At 72.3% G+C, this 22,525-nt stretch carries 19 protein-coding genes and 2 pseudogenes; 7 read left to right on the top strand and 14 right to left on the bottom strand.

What is annotated here, in order from left to right; genetic code table 11:
- Positions 1-255 precede the first annotated feature (255 nt).
- The gene (locus tag OHS81_RS25630) at positions 256-1,548 is read left to right on the top strand and encodes a pyroglutamyl peptidase (RefSeq protein ID WP_328387000.1); all 1,293 of its coding nucleotides are present in this window, start codon (positions 256-258) and stop codon (positions 1,546-1,548) included.
- Positions 1,549-1,874: 326 nt separating this feature from the next.
- Here OHS81_RS25630 and OHS81_RS25625 read toward each other — a convergent pair.
- Positions 1,875-2,027, bottom strand: a pseudogene (locus OHS81_RS25625) (helix-turn-helix domain-containing protein); the annotation flags it as partial.
- Positions 2,028-2,126: 99 nt separating this feature from the next.
- Here OHS81_RS25625 and OHS81_RS25620 point away from each other — a divergent pair.
- Complete coding sequence (locus OHS81_RS25620; RefSeq protein WP_328386999.1) at positions 2,127-3,200, top strand: pyridoxal-phosphate dependent enzyme; 1,074 nt, start codon at positions 2,127-2,129, stop codon at positions 3,198-3,200.
- A 109-nt stretch (positions 3,201-3,309) separates the two neighbouring features.
- Here OHS81_RS25620 and OHS81_RS25615 read toward each other — a convergent pair whose 3' ends face one another.
- From OHS81_RS25615 to OHS81_RS25580, 8 genes and pseudogenes are all read right to left on the bottom strand, one after another.
- A complete protein-coding gene (locus tag OHS81_RS25615; protein WP_443058763.1) occupies positions 3,310-4,587 on the bottom strand; it encodes a sensor histidine kinase in 1,278 nt (425 codons plus the stop codon).
- Positions 4,588-4,890: 303 nt separating this feature from the next.
- Positions 4,891-5,817: a ribokinase gene (locus tag OHS81_RS25610; protein ID WP_328391425.1), complete on the bottom strand. Its 927-nt coding sequence runs from the start codon at positions 5,815-5,817 to the stop codon at positions 4,891-4,893.
- Positions 5,818-5,875: 58 nt separating this feature from the next.
- A pseudogene (locus tag OHS81_RS25605) lies at positions 5,876-7,899 on the bottom strand (ABC transporter permease/substrate-binding protein).
- Positions 7,889-9,490 (bottom strand): sugar ABC transporter ATP-binding protein, encoded by a 1,602-nt coding sequence (locus OHS81_RS25600; RefSeq protein WP_328386997.1) that lies wholly within the window; start codon positions 9,488-9,490, stop codon positions 7,889-7,891. Before OHS81_RS25600 ends, OHS81_RS25605 begins: the two are co-directional and overlap by 11 nt.
- A 110-nt stretch (positions 9,491-9,600) precedes the next feature.
- Entirely contained in the window at positions 9,601-10,602 is a 1,002-nt protein-coding gene (locus OHS81_RS25595; protein ID WP_328391423.1) for a LacI family DNA-binding transcriptional regulator, read from the bottom strand.
- Between the two features lie 302 nt (positions 10,603-10,904).
- Positions 10,905-11,030, bottom strand: a complete 126-nt coding sequence (locus OHS81_RS25590; RefSeq protein WP_328386996.1) for a hypothetical protein — start codon at positions 11,028-11,030, stop codon at positions 10,905-10,907.
- Between the two features lie 277 nt (positions 11,031-11,307).
- Positions 11,308-11,736 carry an organic hydroperoxide resistance protein gene (locus OHS81_RS25585; RefSeq protein ID WP_328386995.1) on the bottom strand — a complete coding sequence of 143 codons (429 nt, stop codon included), beginning with the start codon at positions 11,734-11,736 and terminating at the stop codon, positions 11,308-11,310.
- A 203-nt stretch (positions 11,737-11,939) separates the two neighbouring features.
- Positions 11,940-12,959 (bottom strand): NADP-dependent oxidoreductase, encoded by a 1,020-nt coding sequence (locus tag OHS81_RS25580; RefSeq protein WP_328386994.1) that lies wholly within the window; start codon positions 12,957-12,959, stop codon positions 11,940-11,942.
- A gap of 88 nt (positions 12,960-13,047) precedes the next feature.
- On the opposite strand from OHS81_RS25580, the gene OHS81_RS25575 reads away from it, so the two are divergent.
- The gene (locus OHS81_RS25575) at positions 13,048-13,479 is read left to right on the top strand and encodes a MarR family winged helix-turn-helix transcriptional regulator (protein WP_328386993.1); all 432 of its coding nucleotides are present in this window, start codon (positions 13,048-13,050) and stop codon (positions 13,477-13,479) included.
- Between the two features lie 153 nt (positions 13,480-13,632).
- Here OHS81_RS25575 and OHS81_RS25570 read toward each other — a convergent pair whose 3' ends face one another.
- Complete coding sequence (locus OHS81_RS25570) at positions 13,633-15,267, bottom strand: MFS transporter (protein ID WP_328386992.1); 1,635 nt, start codon at positions 15,265-15,267, stop codon at positions 13,633-13,635.
- Positions 15,268-15,448: 181 nt separating this feature from the next.
- Here OHS81_RS25570 and OHS81_RS25565 point away from each other — a divergent pair, with 181 nt between their 5' ends.
- The 3 genes from OHS81_RS25565 (at position 15,449) to OHS81_RS25555 (ending at position 18,265) form a co-directional block, all read left to right on the top strand.
- On the top strand, positions 15,449-16,438 hold the full coding sequence (locus OHS81_RS25565) for a TetR/AcrR family transcriptional regulator C-terminal domain-containing protein (protein ID WP_328386991.1): 990 nt from the start codon (positions 15,449-15,451) through the stop codon (positions 16,436-16,438).
- Positions 16,422-17,081, top strand: a complete 660-nt coding sequence (locus OHS81_RS25560) for a hypothetical protein (RefSeq protein WP_328386990.1) — start codon at positions 16,422-16,424, stop codon at positions 17,079-17,081. The genes OHS81_RS25565 and OHS81_RS25560 overlap by 17 nt, the downstream gene beginning before the upstream one ends.
- 152 nt (positions 17,082-17,233) lie before the next feature.
- Positions 17,234-18,265 carry a rod shape-determining protein gene (locus OHS81_RS25555; protein ID WP_328386989.1) on the top strand — a complete coding sequence of 344 codons (1,032 nt, stop codon included), beginning with the start codon at positions 17,234-17,236 and terminating at the stop codon, positions 18,263-18,265.
- Between the two features lie 207 nt (positions 18,266-18,472).
- Here the strand turns inward: OHS81_RS25555 and OHS81_RS25550 are convergent, their stop codons facing one another.
- From OHS81_RS25550 to OHS81_RS25540, 3 genes are all read right to left on the bottom strand, one after another.
- A complete protein-coding gene (locus OHS81_RS25550; RefSeq protein WP_328386988.1) occupies positions 18,473-19,069 on the bottom strand; it encodes a histidine phosphatase family protein in 597 nt (198 codons plus the stop codon).
- On the bottom strand, positions 19,066-19,476 hold the full coding sequence (trxA, locus tag OHS81_RS25545; RefSeq protein ID WP_328386987.1) for a thioredoxin: 411 nt from the start codon (positions 19,474-19,476) through the stop codon (positions 19,066-19,068). Before trxA ends, OHS81_RS25550 begins: the two co-directional genes overlap by 4 nt.
- A gap of 336 nt (positions 19,477-19,812) precedes the next feature.
- Complete coding sequence (locus OHS81_RS25540; RefSeq protein ID WP_328386986.1) at positions 19,813-20,175, bottom strand: cupin domain-containing protein; 363 nt, start codon at positions 20,173-20,175, stop codon at positions 19,813-19,815.
- Between the two features lie 244 nt (positions 20,176-20,419).
- On the opposite strand from OHS81_RS25540, the gene OHS81_RS25535 reads away from it, so the two are divergent.
- A complete protein-coding gene (locus OHS81_RS25535; protein WP_328386985.1) occupies positions 20,420-21,295 on the top strand; it encodes a glycosyltransferase family 2 protein in 876 nt (291 codons plus the stop codon).
- A 152-nt stretch (positions 21,296-21,447) separates the two neighbouring features.
- Here OHS81_RS25535 and OHS81_RS25530 read toward each other — a convergent pair whose 3' ends face one another.
- Positions 21,448-22,407 (bottom strand): DUF5996 family protein, encoded by a 960-nt coding sequence (locus OHS81_RS25530; protein WP_328391421.1) that lies wholly within the window; start codon positions 22,405-22,407, stop codon positions 21,448-21,450.
- Positions 22,408-22,525: the final 118 nt, after the last annotated feature.

The following is a 22,525-nucleotide window of genomic DNA, read 5'->3' as shown; positions in this document are numbered from 1 at the left end:
GGTACGGGCCGTGCGGTGGTGGCGGGGTGGCCACAGAGATCCCCCTGAGTCTGGTGCCTGTCGCCGGACGCGGTGGTGGGCCGGACCGGACCGAATCAGAAACCCTATCCGCGGCCGCTCGGCGGGCGGGGGCAGGGGCAGGGGGCCGGGACGGGGACGGGCGAGTGGACGGGGCAAGGGGCAGGGCGCCCCGGGATATCGGCCATCGGCCCCTCCCTCTACCGTCCCGCAGCGCACACCGCTTTACTCGCCCCCATGAGACGCATACGTACCAGGATCGGCGCGCTCGGTGTCGCGCTGCTGGCCGCCGCCCCGCTGTCCCTGACGGCGCCGGCCACCGCGGCCACCCCGGCGGATGTCACGGTGGAGGAGGGGCGGCTGACACGGACCGCGCCGCAGGAGATCCTGCGGCGCAGCGGATTCGACGCGGTGGAGCGGGAGTTCGGGCCCGGGCTGGCACGGGTGACCACCTACGGCGAGGCCCGGCGCTACGTCGCCGGCGAGGGGCGGGCGCTGTGGCGGCGGGCCGTGGACCGGGCGCAGGGACGCGGACCCGACGGCGGGGATCTGAGCCGGGACGACGACCGGCCGCTGTACTGGGCGCGGCTGGGAATGACCAGGCAACTACGGCAGTGGGAGCCGGACTTCAGACTGACGGAGTCCGAGCGCGGCGCCCTCCTCGGGTCGCTGGAGCGGGGCTCGCGCGGCCAGGACTCGGTCGAACTGCCCGCGGACCAGCACGTCCTGCGGATCGTGGTGACCGGATTCGACCCGTTCCAGCTGGACGCCGACGCACGGCGCAGCAACCCGTCGGGGGCGGCGGCGCTGGCGCTGGACGGGACGACGGTACGCACCGCCTCCGGGCAGCCGGCCCGGATCGAGACCGCGGTCTTCCCCGTACGGTGGGCCGACTTCGCGGACGGCACGGTGGAGCGCACCCTGCTGCCGCACTTCCGGCGCGGCCCGCGGCAGGCCGATCTGTTCACGACGATCAGCCAGGGGCGGCCCGGCCGGTTCGATGTCGAGCGGACCAACGGGGCCTGGCGGGGCGGCTATCCGGACAACGCGCGGGAATCCCGTACGGAGACCGTGCCGATTCCGGCAGGGGTGCCGACCGTGCGGCCGCAGCCGCAGTGGACGACCACCAGCCTGCCGTACGCACGGATCGTGGCGGCCGGGACCGGGCCCTTCCCCGTGGTCGACCACACCGAGGTCACGGAGATCCCGGCGGGCGGCACCGGGCCGGTCGACCGGCCGGACGGCCCCACTCCCGGGTCAACGGCCCGTGCCGGGGGCGGCGGGGACTATCTGTCCAACGAGATCGCCTATCGGGCGACCCTGCTGAGGGACGCGGTGCGCCCGGCGCTCCCGGGCGGGCATCTGCACACCCCGGTACTGGAGTTCGGCCCCGGCAACACGGACCCGGCACACGGCCAGGTCACCGACCCGGACTTCGTCCACCACCGGGCCGCGATCACCGAGCAGGTACGGGCGATCCTGACGGTGGCGGCCTCGGAGACGGCGGCGGCGCGGGGCGCGCGGAGGTAGTACTCCCGTCACCGGTTCCGGGGGGGGCGACGGACCGGGTCTGCCAGGCGCTCAGGGCAGGCAACGGGCGCGTTCGACGGCACGCTGCAGCGCCGCACGGCAGGCCCGGGCCGCCGGCCTTCACTGCCGTGCCGTACGGCCGTGAAGAGCCGCCGGGTGCGGCCGCCGTCCGGCAGCGGCAGCGGCAGCGGCAGCGGCAGCGGCAGCGGCAGCGGCAGCGGCAGCGGCAGCAGCGGAACGCTCGGTGCGCTCCCACCCCACAGCAGGTCGGGCAGGAGAGCCGCCGCGTGCCCCTGCTCCACCAGCCGTAGCTGCACCGGCAGATCGGGCTCCAGCAGCGCCACGCCCACCTCGGCCTCCAGCACCGAGAGCTGCTGCGAGACCGAGGAAGGGCTGTACGAGAGGGCCGCCGCGACGGCGGCGAGGGTGCCGCGGTGCTTGAGCTCGCGCAGCAGCCGCAGCCGGTGAAGATCGAGCAGGACCGGTCCAGCGCCCTTCCATCGTTCGGCTCTTCCGACGATCATTGCTCGAAAAGATGTGCTGGACCGTTGGGGCGGCGGTACGGCAGCGTGCTCCCCATGCCCACCACTGACTGGTACGCACACCCGCCCGCCCGTTCCTGGACCTGTCCGCCCGCGCCGCGTGAAGCGATCGGATTCCACGCCACCCTGCCCGGTTACGCCCCGACACCGCTGCGCGAACTCCCCGCGCTGGCCGACGAGTTGGGAGTCCACCGGGCGTTCGTCAAGGACGAGTCCGCCCGGCTCGGCCTGCCCGCATTCAAGATCCTGGGGGCGTCCTGGGCGATCCACCGGGCCCTGGCAGAGACGCCCGGCGAACGACTCGTCACCGCCACCGACGGCAACCACGGTCGCGCCGTGGCCCGTACCGCCCGGCTGCTGGGATTGACCGCCGAGGTCTTCGTACCCACTGCGGTGCACCCGGCGGCGGCCGCCGCCATCGCACAGGAGGGCGCCCGGGTGACACGGGTCGACGGGTCGTACGACGACGCCGTACACCGGGCTGCCGACGCCGCCGCGCGCACACCCGGCGCCGTCCTCGTCCAGGACACCGCCCTGCCCGGCTACACCCGGATACCGGGGTGGATCATCGAGGGCTACGCCACGCTGTTCGACGAGACCGAGGCGCAACTGCGCGCGCTGGGCGCCGGACCCGCCGGGCTGGTGGCCGTCCCCGTCGGCGTCGGCTCACTGGCGCAGGCCGCCGTCAGCCACTACCGCGCCCCGCGGGACGCGCCGCCGCCGTCGTTGCTGAGCGTCGAACCGGACACCGCCGCGGCTGTCCTGACATCCCTCACCACCGGCCGCCCGACCAGCGTTTCCACCGGCACCACCATCATGGCCGGGCTCAACTGCGGCACACCCTCCAGCGCCGCCTGGCCCCTGCTGCGCGACGGCCTCGACGCCGCTGTCGCCGTCACGGACGCCGACAGCGCCCGCGCGGCCCGCGACCTGGCAGCGCTCGGACTCTCCTCCGGGCCCTGCGGCGCCGCCTCGCTGGCCGGCGCCCGGGCCGCCCTGACCTCCGCCCCCGAACGCCGCGCGGCGCTGGCGGAGCACAGCACCCGCACGGTCGTACTGCTCAACACCGAGGGCGCGGACGCCAACCCTCTCGAGTCAACCAGCCGGTAAATCAACCCTTTGGGGAGTGGGTGGCGCGACGGCCACCGCATCACGCCCCGCCCCGCTCCCTCCCGGTCCGGCCCCGTCCCGTCCCGTCCCGTCCCGTCCCGTCCCGCGCCTACAGCGGCAGCACCACATGCATCGTCAGGCCGCCGTTCTCGCGGGGCTGGGCCGTGATCGTGCCGTCGTGCGCGCGCACCACCGAGCGCACGATGGACAGCCCCAGCCCGACCCCCTTGTCACTGCCGGTGCGCTCCGTGCGCAGCCGCCGGAACGGCTCGAAAAGGTTCTCCACCTCATAGGCGGGAACCACCGGCCCGGTATTGGAGACCACCAGAACCGCACGCCCGTGCTGCGGCTCCGTCGTCACCTCCACCCAGCCCTCCTCCGGCACGTTGTAGCGCACCGCGTTCTGCACCAGATTCAGCGCGATCCGCTCCAACAGCACCCCGTTGCCCTGCACGAACACCTGCTCCCGCACCCCGCGCAGCTCCACCCCCTTGGCCTGCGCCTCCTCACGGGTCTGCTCCACCGCCTGCGAAGCCACCTCCGACAGATCCACCGGCTTCTTGTCCACGACCTTGTTCTCACTGCGCGCCAGCAGCAACAACCCCTCCACCAGCTGCTCACTGCGCTCATTGGTCGCCAGCAGCGTCTTGCCCAGCTGCGCCAGCTCCGGCGACGCCCCCGGATCCGCCAGCTGCACCTCCAGCAACGTCCGGTTGATCGCCAACGGCGTCCGCAACTCGTGCGAAGCATTCGACACGAACCGCCGCTGCGACTCGAACGCCCGGTCCAGCCGGTCCAGCATCTCGTCAAAGGTGTCCGCAAGCTCCTTGAGCTCGTCATCAGGACCCCCCAGCTCGATCCGCCGGTGCAGATCCGAACCCGCCACCCGCTGAGCAGTCCGAGTGATCCGCCCCAACGGCGACAACACCCGCCCCGCCATCGCATAACCGAAAGCGAACGCCACCACCGTCAGACCCAGCAAAGCCAGCACGGAGCTGTTCAGGAAGGTGTGCAGGGCCTGTTCGCGCTGGTTGCGGAGGCAGTGTCCGATCGCCGCGTTGATCTCGTCGAGCGAGGCGACCGACGGCAGGTCGGGACAGCTGATGTTGCCCAGCCTGACGTTGCTGCCGAACACCCTGAACTCCGGGGTGCCCTCCTTGAGGGTCCTGGCCGCCAGAAAGTAGATGATGACGAGCAGCACGACTCCCGCCATCAGGAACATGCCGCCGTAGAGCAGGGCGAGCCGTATCCGGATGGTCGGCCGCAGCCACGGTGCCGGACGGTGGTCCGCCGGCCGGGGATCCCGGGTGGGCTGCGGAGGTGCGGCCACCGGCGCGGACGACGGGGAGGACGAAGAGGACGGGGACGGCGGGGTGGAGACGGTCACGGCCATCAGCCCCGAAGGCCCGGTGACGCGGGCACGGCGACCGATACCGGGACGGGGGTTAGGCGCACTGCTGGTCCTTCCTCAGATCCCGTAAGGCACACGACAGTTGCCTCACAGCACCCATCCTGCCCAAAGGACCCGTAAACCGGCAGTAAGCAACGGATCGACTCCCGGAGCAGCGCACCTCGGCCCTGCACTCCCCGGTCCAGCGCTCTCCGGATCAGCCTTCCCCCGGCCTGCCCGGCCTCCACGGTCTGCACGGCCTGCCCGGCCTGCCCGCGTCCGGCAGGCCGGGGCCGGGCCTCAGCCCCGCGCCGCCTCGGGCGCCAGCACGTCCAGCTCGGCCCGGGTGGGATAGGACGGCTGGGCGCCCGGCTTGGTGACGGCCGCGGCGCCCACCCGTACGGCGAAGCGCGCCGCCTCGGGCAGCGAGTCGCCACGGGCCAGGCGGGTGGCGAGGGCGCCCGTGAAGGCGTCGCCGGCACCGGTGGTGTCCACGGCCTTGACCCGTACGCCAGGGACGTCCGCGGCCCCCGAGGCGTCCAGGACCAGCGCGCCGTCGCCGCCGAGGGTGACCACGACGGAGCGGGCGCCCCGCTCGCGCAGCGCCTGCGCCCAAGCGGCGGGCGTGCCGTCGGCGAGCCCGGAGAGCTGCCGTGCCTCGTGCTCGTTGACCACCAACGGGTCGGCGGCCGCGAGGAGTTCGGGGGCCAGTGCGGCCGCCTCGGGTGCCGGGGAGGGGTTGAGGACGACGCGGGTGCCGGCCTGCCCGGCGGCCGCGGCGGCGGCGCGTACCGATTCCATGGGGATCTCCAGCTGGAGGGAGACCACCGAGGCGGCGGCGATGGTGTCCTTCGCCGCCGCCACGTCCTGCGGGGTGAGGGCGGCGTTGGCGCCGGGCGAGACCACGATGCTGTTGTCGCCGTCCGGGTCGACCAGGATCATGGCGGTGCCGGTGCGGGCCGCGTCGTCCACGATCACCGGCGTGACATCGGTGCCCGCGTCGCGCTGGGCGCCGAGCAGCAGTTCACCGTAGGCGTCGCCGCCGACCCGCGCCAGCAGCGCGGTGCGTCCGCCGATCCGGGCCGCGGCGGCCGCCTGGTTGGCGCCCTTGCCGCCGGCCGACTCGACCAGATCCGTGCCGGTCACGGTCTCGCCCGCACCGGGCCGGCGCGCGACCCGTACCGTCAGATCCGCGTTGGCCGAGCCGACCACCAGGACGTCATACATGCGCCGCTCTCCCATTTCTCTCCTCCGTCGTGGCCCGGCGACCCGCCGGGCCGCACTCTCAGCCGTCGAACTTCGCGGCGTTCTTCGCCGTCACCAGCACCACCGGCACTCTGACCGACTGCGGCAGCTTCTCACCGCGGGAGGCCTTGAGCGCCCAGTCCACGGCCTGCTTGCCGAGGAGTTCCGGCTGCTGGGCGACGGTGGCGGTCAGCGTGCCCTTGCGGACCGCCGTGACGCCGTCCGGTGTGCCGTCGAAGGCCACCACCTTCACGTCCTTGCCGGAGCGGCCGCCCAGCGCCTTGGACGCGCCCAGCGCCATCTCGTCATTGGCGGCGAACACCCCGCCGATGTCGCGGTGCGCCTGCAGCATGTTGGTCATCACGTCCATGCCCTTGGTGCGGTCGAAGTCCGCCGGCTGCCGGGCGACGACCTGGATGCCGGGGTACTTCTTGATGCCCTCCTCGAAGCCCTGGCCGCGCTCGCGGGCCGCCGAGGTGCCGGCCTGGCCCTCCAGGAAGGCCACCTTGCCCTTGCCGCCGAGCGATTCGGCCAGCGTCTTCGCGGCGAGCCGGCCGCCCGCGACGTTGTCGGAGGCGATGGTCGAGCCGACCTTGCCGCCGTTGACGCCGCGGTCGATGGAGATCACCGGCACCTTCGCCCGGTTGGCGACGCCGACGGCCGGGACGGCGGCGTCCGAGTCGACCGGGTTGATGATGGCCGCCTTGACGTTCTGGCTGGTGAACGTCTCCATCTGGTTGATCTGCTGGGTGGGGTCGTTCTGCGCGTCGGTGATGTTGAGGTGCAGATGGCGGGCGTCCGCCTCGGCCTGGGCGCCCTTCTTGATGCCGACGAAGAACGGGTTGTTCATCGTGGACAGCGCCAGCCCCAGGTCGGTGTTGCCCCCGCGGTCGCAGCCGGCCAGCCCCAGGGCGACGGTCGCGGCCAGCCCGGCCGCCAGCGGCATCCTGAGCCGGGCGGTCCTGCGTGCGCTCCCGCGTACGGCCTTCCGGCCGTTCCCCGGGCCGTTCCGCCGGCCGGCCCTCGGGGCGTTCCTCCAGGCGTTCATCGGGGCCTTCATCGCGCGCTCCGGCGGCGCAGCGTGTCCAGGAGCACCGCCAGCGCGATGACCAGCCCGGTGGCCACCTGCTGCCAGAACGCCGAAACGCTCAGCAGGTTCAGGCCGTTGCGCAGGACGGCGAGGATCAGCGCGCCGATGAGGGTGCCGGACGCCTTGCCGGAGCCGCCGGAGAGGCTGGCCCCGCCGATGACGACGGCGGCGATCGCGTCCAGCTCGTAGCCGGTGGCGGCCTGCGGCTGGGCGGAGGTGAGCCGGGCCGCGAGCACGATGCCGGCGACCGCGGCGAACAGCCCGGACAGCGCATAGATGACGAGCTTGCGGCGCTTGACGTGGATGCCGGAGAGCCGGGCCGCCTCCTCGTTGCCGCCGATCGCGAACATCGCCCGGCCGGTGTACGTACGGGCCAGGACCAGCGCGGCGATCAGCCCCATGGCGATCATGACGAGGACGGGCACCGGCAGCCAGCCGCCGAGGGTGTCACCGAGCGCGCCGACCGAGCCGGGGAAGGGGATCGGCGAGCCGCCGGAGATGACCAGGGCCAGACCGCGGCCGACCGAGAGCATCGCCAGCGTGGCGATGAAGGCGGGCAGTTTGCCGTAGGCGACCAGCGCGCCGGAGACCAGACCGGCCCCCGCGCCGACCGCCAGGCCGAGCGGTACCGCCATCCAGACGGGCAGGCCCTCGTTCGTGGCCGCCCAGGCGACGACGGTGGCGGAGAGCCCGGCGACCGAGCCGACGGAGAGGTCGATCCCGGCCGAGACGATCACGAAGGTGACGCCGAAGGCGAGGATCGCGGTGACCGACGCCTGGACACCGACATTGAGGAGGTTCTGGCCGTTGAGGAAGTCCCTGGACAGCACCGCCATCACCACGACCAGGGCGATCAGTCCGCCGAGCGGGCCGTTTCTGAGGACCGCCCGGGAGAACCACGCTCCCGCACCGCCCCGGTCCGGGGCCCGTCCCACCGCCTCGGCGGCGGCTCCCTTCTTCAGCTCAGTGGACATCGGAGCCCTCCATCGCGCTCTCGTCGTGGTGCTTCGTGCTCGTACTCGTGCTCGTGCCGTGCGGGGACTGGAGCGCCAGCTCCATCACGGCGTCCTGGGTGGCCTCGTCGGCCGACAGCTCTCCGGCCAGCCGGCCCTGCGACATCACCAGCACCCGGTCGCTCATACCGAGCACCTCGGGCAGATCGCTGGAGATCATCAGCACCGCGCGGCCGGACGCGGTCAGTTCGTTGATGAGCTGGTAGATCTCGACCTTGGCCCCGACGTCGATACCGCGCGTGGGCTCGTCGAGGATCAGCAGCCTGGTGTCCGCCAGCAGCCACTTGCCGATGACGATCTTCTGCTGGTTGCCGCCGGAGAGGGTGCGGGCGCTCTGCCCCAGCCCGCTCATCCGGACCTTCAACTGCCCGGCGACGGTGGCCGCTTCGCGCCGTTGCGCGCCGCGGTCCACCAGCCCGCCGCGGGTGTCGCGGTCGAGGCGGGCGAGGGTGAGGTTGTCCTGGAGGGAGGCGTCCATGACCAGGCCCTGGCCCTTGCGGTCCTCCGGTACGAGGCCGAGCCCGGCACGCATGGCGGCGCGGACATCGCCGCGGGCCAGCTCCTTGCCGTCGATCTCGACCCTCCCGGCGTCATAGCGGTCCACGCCGAAGACCGCCCGGGCCACCTCGGTGCGGCCCGCGCCGACCAGCCCGGCAAGACCCACGACCTCACCGGCCCGCACCTCGAAGTCGATGCCCTCGAAGACCGGCCCGGCCACCGTGCCGTTGCGGGTCAGACCGCGGACGCGCAGCAGGGGCGCGCCCGGCTCCTCGGGGCGCCGGCGCGGATACTGCTCGGCGATGTCCCGGCCCACCATGAGGCGGATCAGCTCGTCCTCGTCCGTCGAGGCCGGCACCTCCTCGACGGAGCGGCCGTCGCGCAGGACGGTGACCCGGTCGCCGAGTGCGCCGATCTCGTCCAGGTGGTGGGTGATGAAGATGATGCCGACGCCAAGGTCGCGCAGCTCGCGGACGATCGCGAAGAGGGTTTCGACCTCCTCGGAGGTCAGGACCGCGGTCGGCTCGTCCATGATCAGGACGCGCGCATCCAGGCTGAGCGCCTTGGCGATCTCGACCATCTGGAGGCGGGCGATGCCCAGTTCGGCGACCGGGGTGTTCGGGGAGACGTCGAGCCGTACGCGCCGCAGCAGCTCGGCGGCCCGTGCCCGCATCGTCTTCCGGTCGACCAGGCCGAGCGCGGTGCGCGGCTGGCGGCCCAGGAAGATGTTCTCGGCGACGGTCAGCCCGGGGACGAGGTTGAACTCCTGGTAGATGGTGGCGATGCCGTGCCGTTCGGCGTCCTGCGCGGAGCGGATGGTGACCTCGTCGCCGTCCACGAGGATGCGGCCCTCGTCGGGGCGGTGGGCGCCGGAGAGCATCTTGATGAGGGTGCTCTTGCCCGCGCCGTTCTCGCCGAGCAGGACATGCACCTCACCGGTGCGCAGGGTCAGGTCCACGCCGTCCAGCGCGCGGACGCCAGGGAACGACTTCGTCACCCCCTCCACGCGCAGCAGTTCGCGGCCGCCCGGTTCGTCGTCGTTGACGCCGGTCATGCGCTGCCCCTCTCTTCCTCGGGTGGGTTGTGCGGTAACTGACTCGGGTGGCCCGCCCGGCCGGGGGAGCCGGGACCGGAGTGCCGGTCCCGGGCGCCGGGCGGGCCTGCTCAGAGGGCGGGCGCCTCGCCGCAGGAGCGGCGGGTGACCAGCCGGGCGGGCAGCAGCACCGAGTCGGCGGGCCGCCCCTCGATGCGCTCCAGCAGGGTGTGGACAGCGGCGCGCCCGAGTCCGCGGGTGGGCTGGGCGATGGCGGTCAGCGGCGGATCGGTGTGGGTGAACCACGGCACGTCGTCATAGACCACCAGCGCCACATCGTCGGGGACCCGCAGCCCGCGGGCGCGGAGCTCGTCCATCGCGCCCAGCGCCATCAGGTTGTCGGTGGCCAGCACCGCGTCCGGCGGTTCGGGGAGGTCGAGGAAGGTCCTCATCACCTGCCGGCCGCCGGTGTGCTGGAGGTCGGGGGTGGCGCCGACCCGCTCGTCGGGCAGTGCGATGCCGTGCCCGGCCAGCGCCGTACGGAAGAGGTCCAGGCGCTCGTCGCCGGTGGGGGTGCCGGCCGGGGCGACGATGATCGCCGGCCGGCGGCGGCCGAGGGCGGCGAGATGGGCGGCGAGCTCGGTGAGCGCGGCGCGGCCGTCGGCACGTACACAGGGGGCGTCGATGCCGGGCACGGCGCGGTCCAGCAGGACCAGCGGGGTGCCGGAGGCGACGACCTCGCGGAGCATCGCCGAGCCGGTGCCGGCCGAGCTGACCAGCAGGCCGTCGATCCGGCGGTCGAGCAGGGTGCGGATGTAGTCGTCCTGCTGTGCGGGGCGCTCGCCGGCGTTGCCGATCACCAGGCTGTAGCCGAGGCTGCGGGCCTCGTCCTCGACGGCGTCGGCCAGCTCGGTGAAGAAGGGGTTGGTGAGGTCGCTGATGATCAGACCGAGCGCGCCGGTCCGTGCGGTGCGCAGCGCGCGGGCGACGTTGTTGGGGCGGTAGCCCAGCTCCTGTACGGCGGCGAGCACCCGCTCGCGGGTCTCCGTGACCGGGCTGTGGCCGTTGAGGACCCGGGAAACCGTGGCGACGGAGACCCCTGCCCGTTCTGCCACATCTTTGATGTTCGCCATGGCGCCGTTGCCGTTCTGTCCGTGCGAGCGCTTCCCGTCCGGGGAGCGGCTTCGCATGATCGATGTGTAATCGATTTCGTGAGGGATTCGCGGGGGCTACGAAATCGATTACACGGGGCGTGCGTCAAGACGGCGTGAATGTTGGCTGCGTCACACCATGCGTCACATCACGCGTCACGTCATGCGTCACCTCGCAGTGCGGGAGGGCACGGGGCCTGTCGAGCCCGGGCACTCCCCCGTTGGCCGTCCCGCCTCGACGGCGGGCACCGGCCGTGTCCGGACCCACGGGGCCCCTCCGGCAATTACCGGGCGAACTGCCCCACACACGCGACGATCGCCACCAGCAGGCCCAGCACACCGATGGCCACCTGCCACCTGTCAGACGGCGCCCACCGGTCGCCCTCCTGCTCCGTGTCCTGATCGTCCATCGCTCCTCCTCGCTCCTCCTCGCTCCTCCGGACAGGCCCCGGAGACCAGGGCCCCCGCCGGCCGACCGCCGGCGGAGCTGTGGGGAGGAACGTGGTGAAGCCCCGCCGGAATAGCGCGAGTTGACGCCGCGTCGGCGGGAACCGGCAGACGCACCAGGGGCCGTATCCCGTGCGCGGGATACGGCCCCTGGCCTCACTTCTCCCGGCCTCACGTTTCCGGCGACCGCGACTTCCGGTGCCCACGGCCTCCGGCGGCCGCGGCCTCCGGCGCCGGGTGTCAGACGACGGTCAGCGTGACCTCGATGTTGCCGCGGGTGGCGCGGGAGTACGGGCACACCTGGTGCGCCTTCTCCACGAGGTCGCGGGCGGTGGCCGCGTCGGCATTCGGGATCGCGGCGGAGATCTCGACCGTGAGGCCGAAGCCACCGTCCGGGGTCTTGCCGATGCCGACCTTGGCGGTCACCCGGGAGCCGGAGACATCGGCGTTCTCCCGGCGGGCGACGACGCCGAGCGCGCCCTGGAAGCAGGCGCTGTAGCCGGCCGCGAACAGCTGCTCGGGGTTGGTGCCGGCGCCGCTGCCACCCTGCTCCTGGGGCGGGTTGACGATCACCTCGAGCTTGCCGTCATCGCTGGCGACACGGCCGTCACGGCCGTTCTCAGCGGTGGCGACGGCGGTGTAGACGACATCGACGGACTGGATGGACATACCAAATCCTCCTGTGGTTCGCCGCGACTCGCGCCCACGGATCGCGACGGCGTGCCGCCGAGCCTAACGGGCGGGGCAAGGGGGCGGGGTGGGGTGGCGAGGCAGAGGTGGCGAGGCGGGTGGGGGGTGAAGTGGATGAGCCTCGGGCTTTCCCCGCCCCCGCCCCACCCCTCCCCCGCCCCCAGGCCGACGCCGGGTCGTCGTCAGCTGTCGAGGCTCACGATCATCTTTCCGGTGTTCTCGCCGCGCAGCAGGCCCAGGAAGGCCTCGACGCCGTTCTCGATGCCGGCCACCTTGGTCTCGCTGTACTTGAGTTCGCCGGAACGGATCCAGGCGGAGACCTCCTCGACGAACTGCGGCTGCAGTGCGGCGTGGTCGCTGACCAGCAGGCCCTGCAGGCGCAGCCGCTTGCCGATCACCATCGCGAGGTTGCGCGGGGCGGGGCTCGGCTCCGTGGCGTTGTACATCGAGATCATGCCGCAGATGGCGGCGCGGCCGTGGACGTTGAGGGAGCTGATGGCCGCTTCGAGGTGGTCGCCGCCGACGTTGTCGAAGTAGACGTCGATGCCGTCCGGCGCCGCCTCCTTGAGCTGCCCCGCGACATCGCCGTTCTTGTAGTTGAAGGCGGCGTCGAAGCCGTACTCCTCGACCAGGAGCTTGACCTTGTCGTCGGAACCGGCCGAGCCGATGACCCGGGAGGCGCCCTTGAGCTTGGCGATCTGGCCGACCTCGCTGCCCACCGCACCGGCCGCGCCGGATACGAAGACGGCGTCGCCCTCCTTGAAGGACGCAACCTCCAACAGGCCCGCGTAGGCGGTCAGGCCCGGCATGCCCAGCACACCGAGGTAGGCGGTGAGCGGAGCCAGCGACGGGTCCACCTTGGCGGCGCGCTTGGCGTCCAGCACCGCGTACTCACGCCAGCCGAGACCGTGCAGCACATGATCACCGACAGCCAGGGAATCATCGCGCGAGGCGATGACCTCACCGACCGCGCCGCCGTCCATCGGCTGGTCGAGCTGGAAGGGCGGGACGTAGGACTTCACGTCGTTCATCCGGCCGCGCATGTACGGGTCGACGGAGAAGTGCTGCGTACGGACGAGGATCTGGCCCTCGCCGAGCTCGGGCACCGCGGCCTCGCGCAGCGCGAAGTCCTCCGGAGTGGGCCAGCCGTGGGGGCGGGCGACGAGGTGCCATTCGCGGCCGGTCGTGGGCAGTGCGGACATAAGCGCGATCCTCCTAAAGCTTCAGGTACTGAAACAACCATGCTCCTCGATATTTCATGTTGTCAAGTAAATGGGTATCCTCGTGTGTATGACCCCCCGCGCAGACTCCCTGACCGTCGAGGTCGTCGACCTCATCGGCACCGTCGTCGCCCGCTACTACGAGGAGTACGAGCTCGCCGCGGCCGAGCACTCCCTCACCGGCGCCCAGGCCAGGGTGCTCAGGCTGCTCTCCCTCGAACCGCTGCCGATGCGCAAGATCGCCCAGTGCCTGAAGTGCGAGCCGTCGAACGTCACCGGCATAGTGGACCGCCTGGAGTCCCGCGGCCTGGTCGAGCGCCGCCCCGATCCGTCCGACCGCCGCATCAAGCTCGCCGCCCCCACCGACGAGGGCGCGCGCACGGCCGAGGCGCTGCGCACGTCACTCCACTTCGCCCGCGAACCCCTCGGCCGTCTGACGGTCGCCGAGCGGACGCTGCTGAAGGAACTGCTCCAGCGGATGCTGGGCGTCGCACCCGAGTGAGGTCCGCCGGCCGGCCGGCGGCCGAGCGCCGGACCGGGGCACTTCCGCAAGAGAGACGGGTCCGCTCCGGCCGCCGCAAGCGAGACGGGACGCCCACGGCCGGCACCTCCCAGGGGTGCGCCCCCAGGAGGTGTCTCCCCGAGCCTCCCCCGGCTAGGGCGCAGGCGCACCGGCCGCGCCCGCCCCTGCCTTTGCCTCTGCTCCAGCCACCGCACCCTGCTGCCCGCCGGCCACCCCCGAAGCGTCCGGCTCTCCCTCAACTCCCGCTGTCCGCAGCCCCCGCAGCAGCGTCAGCGCCAGCACCGCGGCCACGACCATGACACCCGCGGCACCCAGCACCGCCGTCCGCAGCCCGTCGGTGAACGCGGCCCGGGCCGCGGTCAGCAGCATCTCGCCGGTCCGGCCCGGGAGTTGACCGGCCACCGCGGCGGCGCCCGCCAGCGTCTCCCGGGCCACGTCCGCCGCGTTTGCCGGCAGGCCGGAGGGCAGCGCGCCGCCGATGTCACCGCGGTAGATCGCGCTCCCGACGCTGCCCAGGACCGCCATGCCCAGCGCGCCGCCCAGTTCGGTGCCGGACTCCAGTACGGCCGAGGCGGAGCCCGCCCGCTCGGGCGGCGCGAGGCCGATGGCCAGTTCGTTGCCGAGCGACATCACCATCACCAGGCCCGAGGCGTAGACCGCCGAGGCCACCAGGACGAACCACAGGGCCGAGCCCGGTTCCAGCCAGGACAGCCAGACGAAGCCGCAGGCCGCGATGCCGCACCCCATGGCGATGACATAGGCCCGGTCCATCCGCTGGGCGAGCGCGGTGGCGGCCGGCGCCATCCCGCCCACCGCGAGGGTCGGCAGCAGATTCCACAGCGCCGCTTCCATGGGGCTCATGCCCCGCACGGACTGCAGGTACTGGGTGAAGAACACCGCGCAGCCCACGATCGCGAACATCGCCAGCAGGTTCATCAGCACCGAGACGCTGAATCCGCGGTGCCGGAAGAGCTCCAGATCGAGCATCGGATGACGGGCGGTGCGCTGACGGTGGACGAAGGCCGCGGCGGCCGCCAGCCCGGTCACCAGGGCGAGGACGGGCAGCACCGCCAGGCCGTCGCGGGCGATCTCCTTGACGCCGTAGACCACCGGCAGCATGGCGAGCAGGGAGAGCAGCGAGCCGGGCAGATCGAAGCGCCCGGCCGCCGGGTTCTTGAACTCCGGCAGCAGCAGCGGCCCGCAGACCAGCAGCAGCACCATCGCCGGGGCATTGACCAGGAACACCGAGCCCCACCAGAAGTGCTCCAGCAGCGCCCCGCTGAGCACCGGGCCGACCGCGATGCCGCCGGTCACCGCGGCCGACCAGATCGCGACCGCCTTGCCGCGCTGCCTGGCGTCGTGGAAGAGGTTGCGGATCAGCGCGAGGGTGGACGGCATCAGGGTCGCACCGCCGATGCCGAGCAACGCCCGTGCGGCGATGAGCATTTCGGCGCTCCGCGCGTAGGCGGCGGCCCCGGAGGCGAGCCCGAAGAGGAGAGCCCCGGACAGCAGCAGCTTGCGGCGGCCGATGCGGTCGCCCAGCGCGCCCATGGTGATCAGCAGGCCGGCCAGGACGAACCCGTAGACGTCGAGGATCCACAGTTGCTGGACGCTGCTGGGCTTCAGCTCCGCGGTCAGGAACGGCACCGCGAAGTAGAGCACCGAGACGTCCATCGAGACGAGAAGACAGGGCAGCAGGAGGACGCCCAGGGCGGTCCACTCCCGGCGGCCGGCCACCGGCTTGGGTGTGTACGGAGTAAACGACATGGATGACACGGTAAGCAGGCTGCGCTTACGGTGCAAACAGTAGCCCCGACAAGGGAGTTAGTGATGCGTCACACTAGTGCACCCGCCCTGGTGCACTGCCCTGGTGGAGTACGCGTCGCTCCCCTCACGCCCCACAGCGCTACCCTGAATTCTCCTGGTGCACTAGTACGGAGGTCCCCCCGTGGAGCAGTCACCCCCACCGCCCTACCGCAAGATCGCCGACGCGATCCGGCGCCGTATCGCCACCGGCGAGCTGACACCGGGCGACCGGGTGCCCTCGACCCGGCGGATCACCCAGGAGTGGGGCGTGGCGATGGCCACCGCCACCAAGGTGCTGACGACGCTGCGCCAGGAGGGATGTGTACGGGTCGTACCGGGGGTGGGCACGGTCGTGGCCGAGCCGCAGCGGACCGCCCGCAGCGAGCCTGCGCGGGAGCGGCGGCCGCGCGAGACGGACAGCGGGCTCAGCCGCGAGAAAGTTGTACGGGCCGGGATCAAGGTCGCCGATGCCGAGGGGCTGCGGGCGCTGTCGATGCGCCGGGTCGCCGCCGAGTTCGGGGTGTCCTCGATGGCGCTCTACCGTCATGTGGCCGGCAAGGACGAGCTGGTGCTGCTGATGGCGGACGCCGCGTTCCTCGACGTCGAGCTGCCCGAACCCGCGCCGGACGACTGGCGCGCACGGATGGCGGCGGGCGCACGGCTGCAGTGGGAGCTCTACCGGCGGCACCCCTGGCTGGCGCAGTACCTGTCGATCACCCGGCCGCAGCCGATGCCGCGGGCGATGGCGCTCATCGAGTGGACCATGGCACGGGTCCGGGGGATGGACCCGGTGACGCTGATCCACATGGCGCTGACGCTGCTGGGCTTCGTGCTGTCCACCGCCGCCGGCTTCGAGGACGACCTGGAGGCCGAGCAGGAAACCGGCATGGACCAGGAGCAGTGGATGGCCACGATGGAGCCGGCGTTCGAGGGGATCCTCACCTCGGGCTCCTACCCCATGTACGCGGGGGCCTCGGCGATAGGTGAGGACGTGGTGAATCAGGACTCGCTCTTCGAGTTCGGGCTGGCCCGTCTGCTGGACGGCATGGCGGCGCTCGTCGACGGCCCCCGTCCCGGCGCCCCCGGATCGCCCGCCGTCCGCGACCATGGCCCTCATGAACGGCACCGCTGACACCGACCCGCCCGCCGGCTCCGGAGCCCCCTCCGGCCTGCCCGGACCGGTCGCCTTCCAGCTCGTCCTGCTGCGCCGGATGGCCGACCACCACCCCGGCCTGGTCGAGGACGCCCTGCGCACCCTGCGGGCCTCCCGCGCCGATATGCGGGAGGCCAACCGCCGCTGGCAGGCACGGATGCACGCCCCGCGGGCGCGCGGCGGCGTCCAGCCGTATCGTGCGCTGCTCGGCACCCCCGAGACCGTCACCACCCGCCGTATCGGCGACCTGACCTGCGAGGCCCTGGCCTGGAGCGTTCCGCTCTGGCCCGATCTGCACTTCGAAGTCCTCACCGGCGCCCGGGGCGCCGTCTGGAACGCCTGGCTCGTCCGGGCACCCGGCGCCAGGGCCCCTGACCTGCGGACGACCGAGGATCTGACGCCCTGGTCGTGCACGGTCGACGAGGTCGCCCGGGCCTTCGCACCGGCCCGTCCGAGGGAGGGCAGCGCCCCCACCCGCCGGCAGCTGGCCTGCACCGCCCCCGGTCCCGACGGCACACCCCAGGACATCGTCGCGGAATTCACCTGGGGGCTGTACCAGCGGCTGACCGGTTCGGCCCCCGCCACACCGGCCGACGGCCGCGACCTCACTCCTTCGCCCTAACCGACCCCGGTCCGTCCTCCGCCCGTCCCCCGAGCGGACCTTTCCAGCGGGCGGGCGGCCGCGCGCGACCGGAGGATGGCGCACGAGCGGTCCCTGCGAACAGGACGCACGAGCGCTTTCGCCCATACCGGCCCGTCGGGGAGGAATCACCCATGACCATCAGCCTCGCCCAATTGCGGCGGTGCTCGGCTGCCGTCGACCTCGGAGCGGCCCGGACCAGGGTGTATGTGAAAAACCAGGGGCTGGTCGTCGATGAACCGACCGTCGCCGCCATCAACACCCGTACCGGGGCACTGCTGGCCGTGGGCGCCCAGGCCGAGGTGATGGACGGGCGCACCCCCGACTACATCCGGGTGGTGCGCCCGGTCTCCCACGGCACCATCGTCGACATCGACATGGCCCAGCGGCTGCTGCGCACCCTGGTCGGCGACAAGCTGCGCAAGACTTGGCGGCGCCGCCCCACGACGCGGGCCGCGGTCTGCCTCCCGTACGGCAGCGAGCCGCTGGCCCAGCGGGCGGCCGTGGAGACGCTGACGGGGCTGGGGGCACGGCGGGTGGAGCTGGTCGACACCCTGGTCGCCGCCGCGGTGGGCTCCGGGCTGCCGGTGGAGCAGCCCGAGGCCACCATGATCGTGGTGTGCGGTGCGGGAACCACGCAGGTCGCGGTGCTCTCGCTCGGTTCGATCGTGGCGGCGGAGACCGTTCCGGTGGGCGGCAACGCCATCGACCACGCGGTGATCCAGCATCTGCGGCTGCACCACGAGCTGATGCTGGCGGGGCAGGCGGTACGTCCGCTGCAGCTGATCCTCTCCGGCGGCGACGGCATGACCCCCGGCTCCACCGAGGTGCACGGCCGGGATGTGGTCAGCGGGATGGCGCGCTCCGTGCACGTCGACACCGAGCGGGTCCGGGACGCCATCACCACCCCGCTGACCGCGATCCTCGACGCCATCGGGTCGGTGCTGCGCCGCTGCCCGCCGGATCTGGTGGCCGACCTCGGGGAGCGCGGCATCGTGCTCGCGGGCGGCAGCGCGCTGATCCCCGGACTGGAGCCGATGATCCATCAGGCCACGACCATGCCGGTGCACACCGCGGACCGCCCCGACACCTGTGCCGTCATGGGGCTCGGCGCCATGATCGAGGGCAAGGTACAGCCCCTGCACCTCGATCCGATGGACCCGTAAGGACGCGCACGCGCCGGGCAGGGCCAGGGCAGGGCCAGGCCAGGGCAGGGCAGGCCGGTCAGCCTGCCGGCTCCGGGCACTGCAGGCTCTGCGGTCACAGGCTCCGGGCACTGCAGGCTCTGGGGCCACAGGCTCCGGGCGCTGCAGGTTCCAGACACCGCCGGCCCCGGACGGCTACAGACCCGGACGGCTACAGGCTCCGGGCGGCTACAGGTTCCGGGCGTTCCAGGCGACCACTGCGGGGCGGTCGTGCTCCGTGCCCAGGATGCCCACCGCCCCGGTCTCGAACGTGAACAGCCCGCCGGCGCCGGGCGGCAGCCCGAGCCTGCGGGCGGCCAGCACCCGCAGGAAGTGGGCGTGCGCCACCAGCGCCACATCCCCCTCGTCGGCGGCCAGCTGCGGCACGATCCGCGCCAGTACCCGGTCGGCACGCGCCCCGACCTGCTCCGGTGACTCCCCGGGGTGCCCGTCGGGCCCCTCGGGGACACCGTCGGAGAACAGATACCAGCCGGGACGGCTGCGGTGGATCTCGGCGGTGGCGATGCCCTCGTAGCCGCCGTAGTCCCATTCCCGCAGGTCGGCGTCGGTCTGCGGGCGGGCGAGGCCCGCCAGCTCGGCGGTGCGCAGCGCCCGCTTCATCGGGCTGGCGTGCACCTGCCCGATCTTCCGGTCCGACAGCAGCGGCCGCAGTGCGCGGGCCTGCTCCTCACCGTTGGCGGTCAGCGGCAGGTCGGTCCAGCTGGTGTGCCTGCCGTCCCGGCTCCACTCGGTCTCGCCGTGCCGGACCAGAAGGAGGTCGCTCACGAGCCCTGCGCCTGCTGTCCCTGCTCGGCGGCCTCGGCCTGCTCGTTCTGCTGGGCCTCGGTGACCGAGGCGCGGACCTCGTCCATGTCCAGTGCGCGGGCCTGGCCGATGACGTCCTCCAGGGCCTCGGCGGGCAGTGCGCCCGGCTGGGCGAAGACCGCGATGTTCTCGCGGACGATCATCACGGTCGGGATGGACTGGATCTGGAGGGCCTGGGCCAGCTCGGGCTGCGCCTCCGTGTCGACCTTGGCGAAGACCAGGTCGTCATGCGTCTCGGACGACTTCTCGAAGACCGGGCCGAACTGCTTGCACGGCCCGCACCACTCGGCCCAGAAGTCGATGAGGACGAAATCGTTGCCGGAGACGATTTCGTCGAAGTTTTCCTTGGTGAGCTCGATGGTGCTCATGCGTGTTTCCCTGCTTCCGGTCTGTCGACGATTGCCAGTCGGTCTCCGGCTGCGGTAACGGGCACAACCCGTGCCGTATTCCGCTCGCCGGACCGTTCCGCACCCCTGCCCACCGATCGCGTTCCTAGACATCGCCATTCACGTGGCGAACCCCACGCCGCCGACCGGGCTCCGGCACGGTACCCAGGGCACCCCCGCACCCGCCGGATCTCCCCTTCCGGCGCGCCCCGGGGCACCGCCTCGCCTCGCCTCGCACAGCACCCGCGGCTCTCCCCGAGGCGCCCCCTCGCCACCACCCAAGGGAGAAGCCCCTGGACCCCCTGGCCCCCTGGCCCCCTAGCTCTTCGCCTTGGCGTAGTCGGTCGCCATACCACCCGCGAAGTCGTACAGGATCACCTGTTCGTCCCCCACGACCCAGGCATCGTGACCGGGCGGACAGACGAACACATCGCCGGGGCCCACCTCGCACTCCGCGCCGTCGTTCATCCGCAGACGCATCCGGCCCTGGACCATGTAGCAGTTGTGGTGTACCTCGCAGCTCTCGGTCCCGACGATCGGCCCCACCGACTCCGTCCAGTGCCAGCCGGGCTCAAACGTGGCCACGGCAAAGTCCAGTCCGGTGAGGTGCAGGGCTTCGAGGTGGCCCCGGGGAAAGTCGCGCCGTTCATCCGGCTTGTCGACCGTCTTGACTTCCATCATGAGGGCTTCCTCCGTCCACCCCCCTGGTCATCCGGCCACCTGGCCAGGTGGCCAGCCGGGCATACCCCCCTGTCCTTCCATGGTGCGCCGCACCGGAGCACCCGGCCACCGGACCCGGCGGGCCTCCGGAAGAACTCCCCCACGGCCGTCCGACGGGATGTCGCCGGGGAGGTGCCGTAGCACGCAGTCGCCTCCCCCGGCGGCTAGCATCGCGAAAGGACCGCCAAGAACGGAGCATTCTTCTGTGCGTCATCTGCGCGTAGGCGTCGCCATCTTGACCATGGGAAACCGTCCCGCCGAACTGCAGGCGCTGCTGGATTCGGTCGCCAAGCAGGACCTCCCGCCGGCCCACATCGTGGTCATCGGGAACGGCTCGCCGCTCCCCCCGCTGCCGCACGGCGCCGTGGGCATCGAGCTGAGCGACAACCTGGGAGTCGCCGGCGGCCGGAACGTCGCCCTGGACGAGCTGCGCAAGCTCGGGGACCTCGACCTCGTGGTCGATCTGGACGACGACGGCCTGCTGATCAGCCCGGATGTGTTCAGCCGGCTGGCGGAACTGCACACCGGCGACCCGAAGTTGGGGGTCGTGAGCTTCCGCGTCGCCGACGAGCGGGGCCGCACCCAGCGCCGGCACGTCCCCCGCCTGCGCGTCGGCGACCCGGCACGCGGCGGTCTGGTCACCACGTTCCTCGGCGGCGGGCACTCGCTGTCCGTCCCGATGCTGGACAGAATCGGCGGCTGGCCGGACGAGTTCTTCTACGCGCACGAGGAAACCGACCTGTCCTGGCGGGCCCTGGACGACGGCTGGCGCATCCGCTACGCACCGGAGCTGGTGCTCCAGCACCCGTACACCTCGCCCACCCGGCACGCCGTCTACCACCGCATGGTCGCCAGAAACCGCGTCTGGCTGGCCAAGCGGCATCTCCCCGCGCTCCTGGTGCCGCTCTACCTCGGCGTATGGGCCGCACTGACGACCGTCCGCAGCCCCTCGGCGGCGGGCCTGCGCGCCTGGGCCGCGGGATTCGCCGAGGGGGTACGGACCCCGTGCGGACGACGGCGGCCGATGCGCTGGCGCACGGTCTGGCGCATGACGAGGCTGGGCCGCCCCCCGGTCATCTAAGGGGTCTTCCCTGCCTCCCTTATGAGGGGTTCCTCCTGGCCCTTGAGGGAGCCGGGGGATCTCTCCTGGTTCCCTCAAGGGGCTGTCCCTCAGAGGGCTGTCCCTCACGGGGGGCGTCCCTCACAGGGCCCGCCCCTCACAGGGCCCGCCCCTCAAGAGGCCGCCCCTCCCGTCTCCTCCCCCCGCAGACACGGGTCCGTCACCCCGCCCGGGCAGGCGAGCCGTTCACGGTCCCATCCGGCACGGCGGGCCCCGGCCTGATACGCGCTCTCGTAGAAGCCGAGCACGGCGGCACGGGGATCGGCCGCGGCGCGCGCCTCGTCGTACGGCAGCACCGCCAAGTGGCTGCCGCCGCGGTCGGCCCACTGTGCCGCCGCGGGCTCCAGCGGCTCCTCGGCCAGGCCGGCGGGCTCCGGAGCGGTGTAGGAGTAGAACGCGGGCGCGGCGAAGGAGTCGTCGCCGAACCAGAAGCCGAAGCTGATGACCTCCCGGGAGTACGCCTCCCGGGTCACCGGGTCGACCTGCCCTGGCTGGTCGATACGCCGGTCGGAGAACCGGGTGTGGGCGATGTCGAAGGTGTGCCAGAAGTGATGCACCGGGCTGACCTTCCCCTCATAGCCCGCGGCGAACTCCTCCAGCACCGCTGCCACCTGGCTGAGCACCTGCCAGTATCGGGTGGCATGCCCGGCGTCGTAGGTCGCATGCTCGGTGTCCTCGGCGAACGGCCGGCCGGCATCGGGCAGGTCGAACGGCCGGGGGATGTCGAGCTCCACCCGGACGCCCAGCGCGGCCAGCGACTCCATGACCCCGTCGTAAAAGGACGCCACGGACCGGCCGACGAGCGGAAAGGAGAACGACCGGCCGTCCAACACCGCGACGACCAGCTGATGACCGACGAAGTCAAAGTCGACCGTGAAGACCGGGTTGCCGTCGACCTGCCCCATCGGCCGGCTGGTGATTCCGCGTCCGGTGAGGTGGAACGGCACGTTCCACCAGTGGTTGCGCCGCGGAGCGGCAGCCAGCCGGACCTTCCCCACGATCTGAGCGAAGCGATGCAGCGTCTCTTTGGTGTCCCGCCACTCGGCGAACGGGATCGGCGGGAACAACTCCACCATCATCACCTTTCCCTTCCCGCCCCGCACTCTGACGGCCGGACGGACTGGGTGCCCATGATGGCCACGCGGGGGAACAACGGCGTGCCGCCTCCCCGCAACACCCCTACCTGGACGC

The organism is Streptomyces sp. NBC_00400 (genome assembly GCF_036048035.1).
GTDB lineage: Bacteria > Actinomycetota > Actinomycetes > Streptomycetales > Streptomycetaceae > Streptomyces.
The sequence above is the reverse complement of the archived record's forward strand: the minus strand, read 5'-3'. Positions and strand labels throughout refer to the sequence as shown.

What these genes read in the sequence shown, in the direction of transcription:
- OHS81_RS25630 (WP_328387000.1), top strand. Translation starts at nt 256, where the DNA reads ATGAGACGCATACGTACCAGGATCGGCGCGCTCGGTGTCGCGCTGCTG.
- OHS81_RS25620 (WP_328386999.1), top strand. Translation starts at nt 2,127, where the DNA reads ATGCCCACCACTGACTGGTACGCACACCCGCCCGCCCGTTCCTGGACC.
- OHS81_RS25610 (WP_328391425.1), bottom strand. Translation starts at nt 5,817, where the DNA reads ATGTATGACGTCCTGGTGGTCGGCTCGGCCAACGCGGATCTGACGGTA.
- OHS81_RS25600 (WP_328386997.1), bottom strand. Translation starts at nt 9,490, where the DNA reads ATGACCGGCGTCAACGACGACGAACCGGGCGGCCGCGAACTGCTGCGC.
- OHS81_RS25595 (WP_328391423.1), bottom strand. Translation starts at nt 10,602, where the DNA reads ATGGCGAACATCAAAGATGTGGCAGAACGGGCAGGGGTCTCCGTCGCC.
- OHS81_RS25590 (WP_328386996.1), bottom strand. Translation starts at nt 11,030, where the DNA reads ATGGACGATCAGGACACGGAGCAGGAGGGCGACCGGTGGGCGCCGTCT.
- OHS81_RS25585 (WP_328386995.1), bottom strand. Translation starts at nt 11,736, where the DNA reads ATGTCCATCCAGTCCGTCGATGTCGTCTACACCGCCGTCGCCACCGCT.
- OHS81_RS25580 (WP_328386994.1), bottom strand. Translation starts at nt 12,959, where the DNA reads ATGTCCGCACTGCCCACGACCGGCCGCGAATGGCACCTCGTCGCCCGC.
- OHS81_RS25575 (WP_328386993.1), top strand. Translation starts at nt 13,048, where the DNA reads ATGACCCCCCGCGCAGACTCCCTGACCGTCGAGGTCGTCGACCTCATC.
- OHS81_RS25570 (WP_328386992.1), bottom strand. Translation starts at nt 15,267, where the DNA reads ATGTCGTTTACTCCGTACACACCCAAGCCGGTGGCCGGCCGCCGGGAG.
- OHS81_RS25560 (WP_328386990.1), top strand. Translation starts at nt 16,422, where the DNA reads ATGAACGGCACCGCTGACACCGACCCGCCCGCCGGCTCCGGAGCCCCC.
- OHS81_RS25555 (WP_328386989.1), top strand. Translation starts at nt 17,234, where the DNA reads ATGACCATCAGCCTCGCCCAATTGCGGCGGTGCTCGGCTGCCGTCGAC.
- trxA (WP_328386987.1), bottom strand. Translation starts at nt 19,476, where the DNA reads ATGAGCACCATCGAGCTCACCAAGGAAAACTTCGACGAAATCGTCTCC.
- OHS81_RS25540 (WP_328386986.1), bottom strand. Translation starts at nt 20,175, where the DNA reads ATGATGGAAGTCAAGACGGTCGACAAGCCGGATGAACGGCGCGACTTT.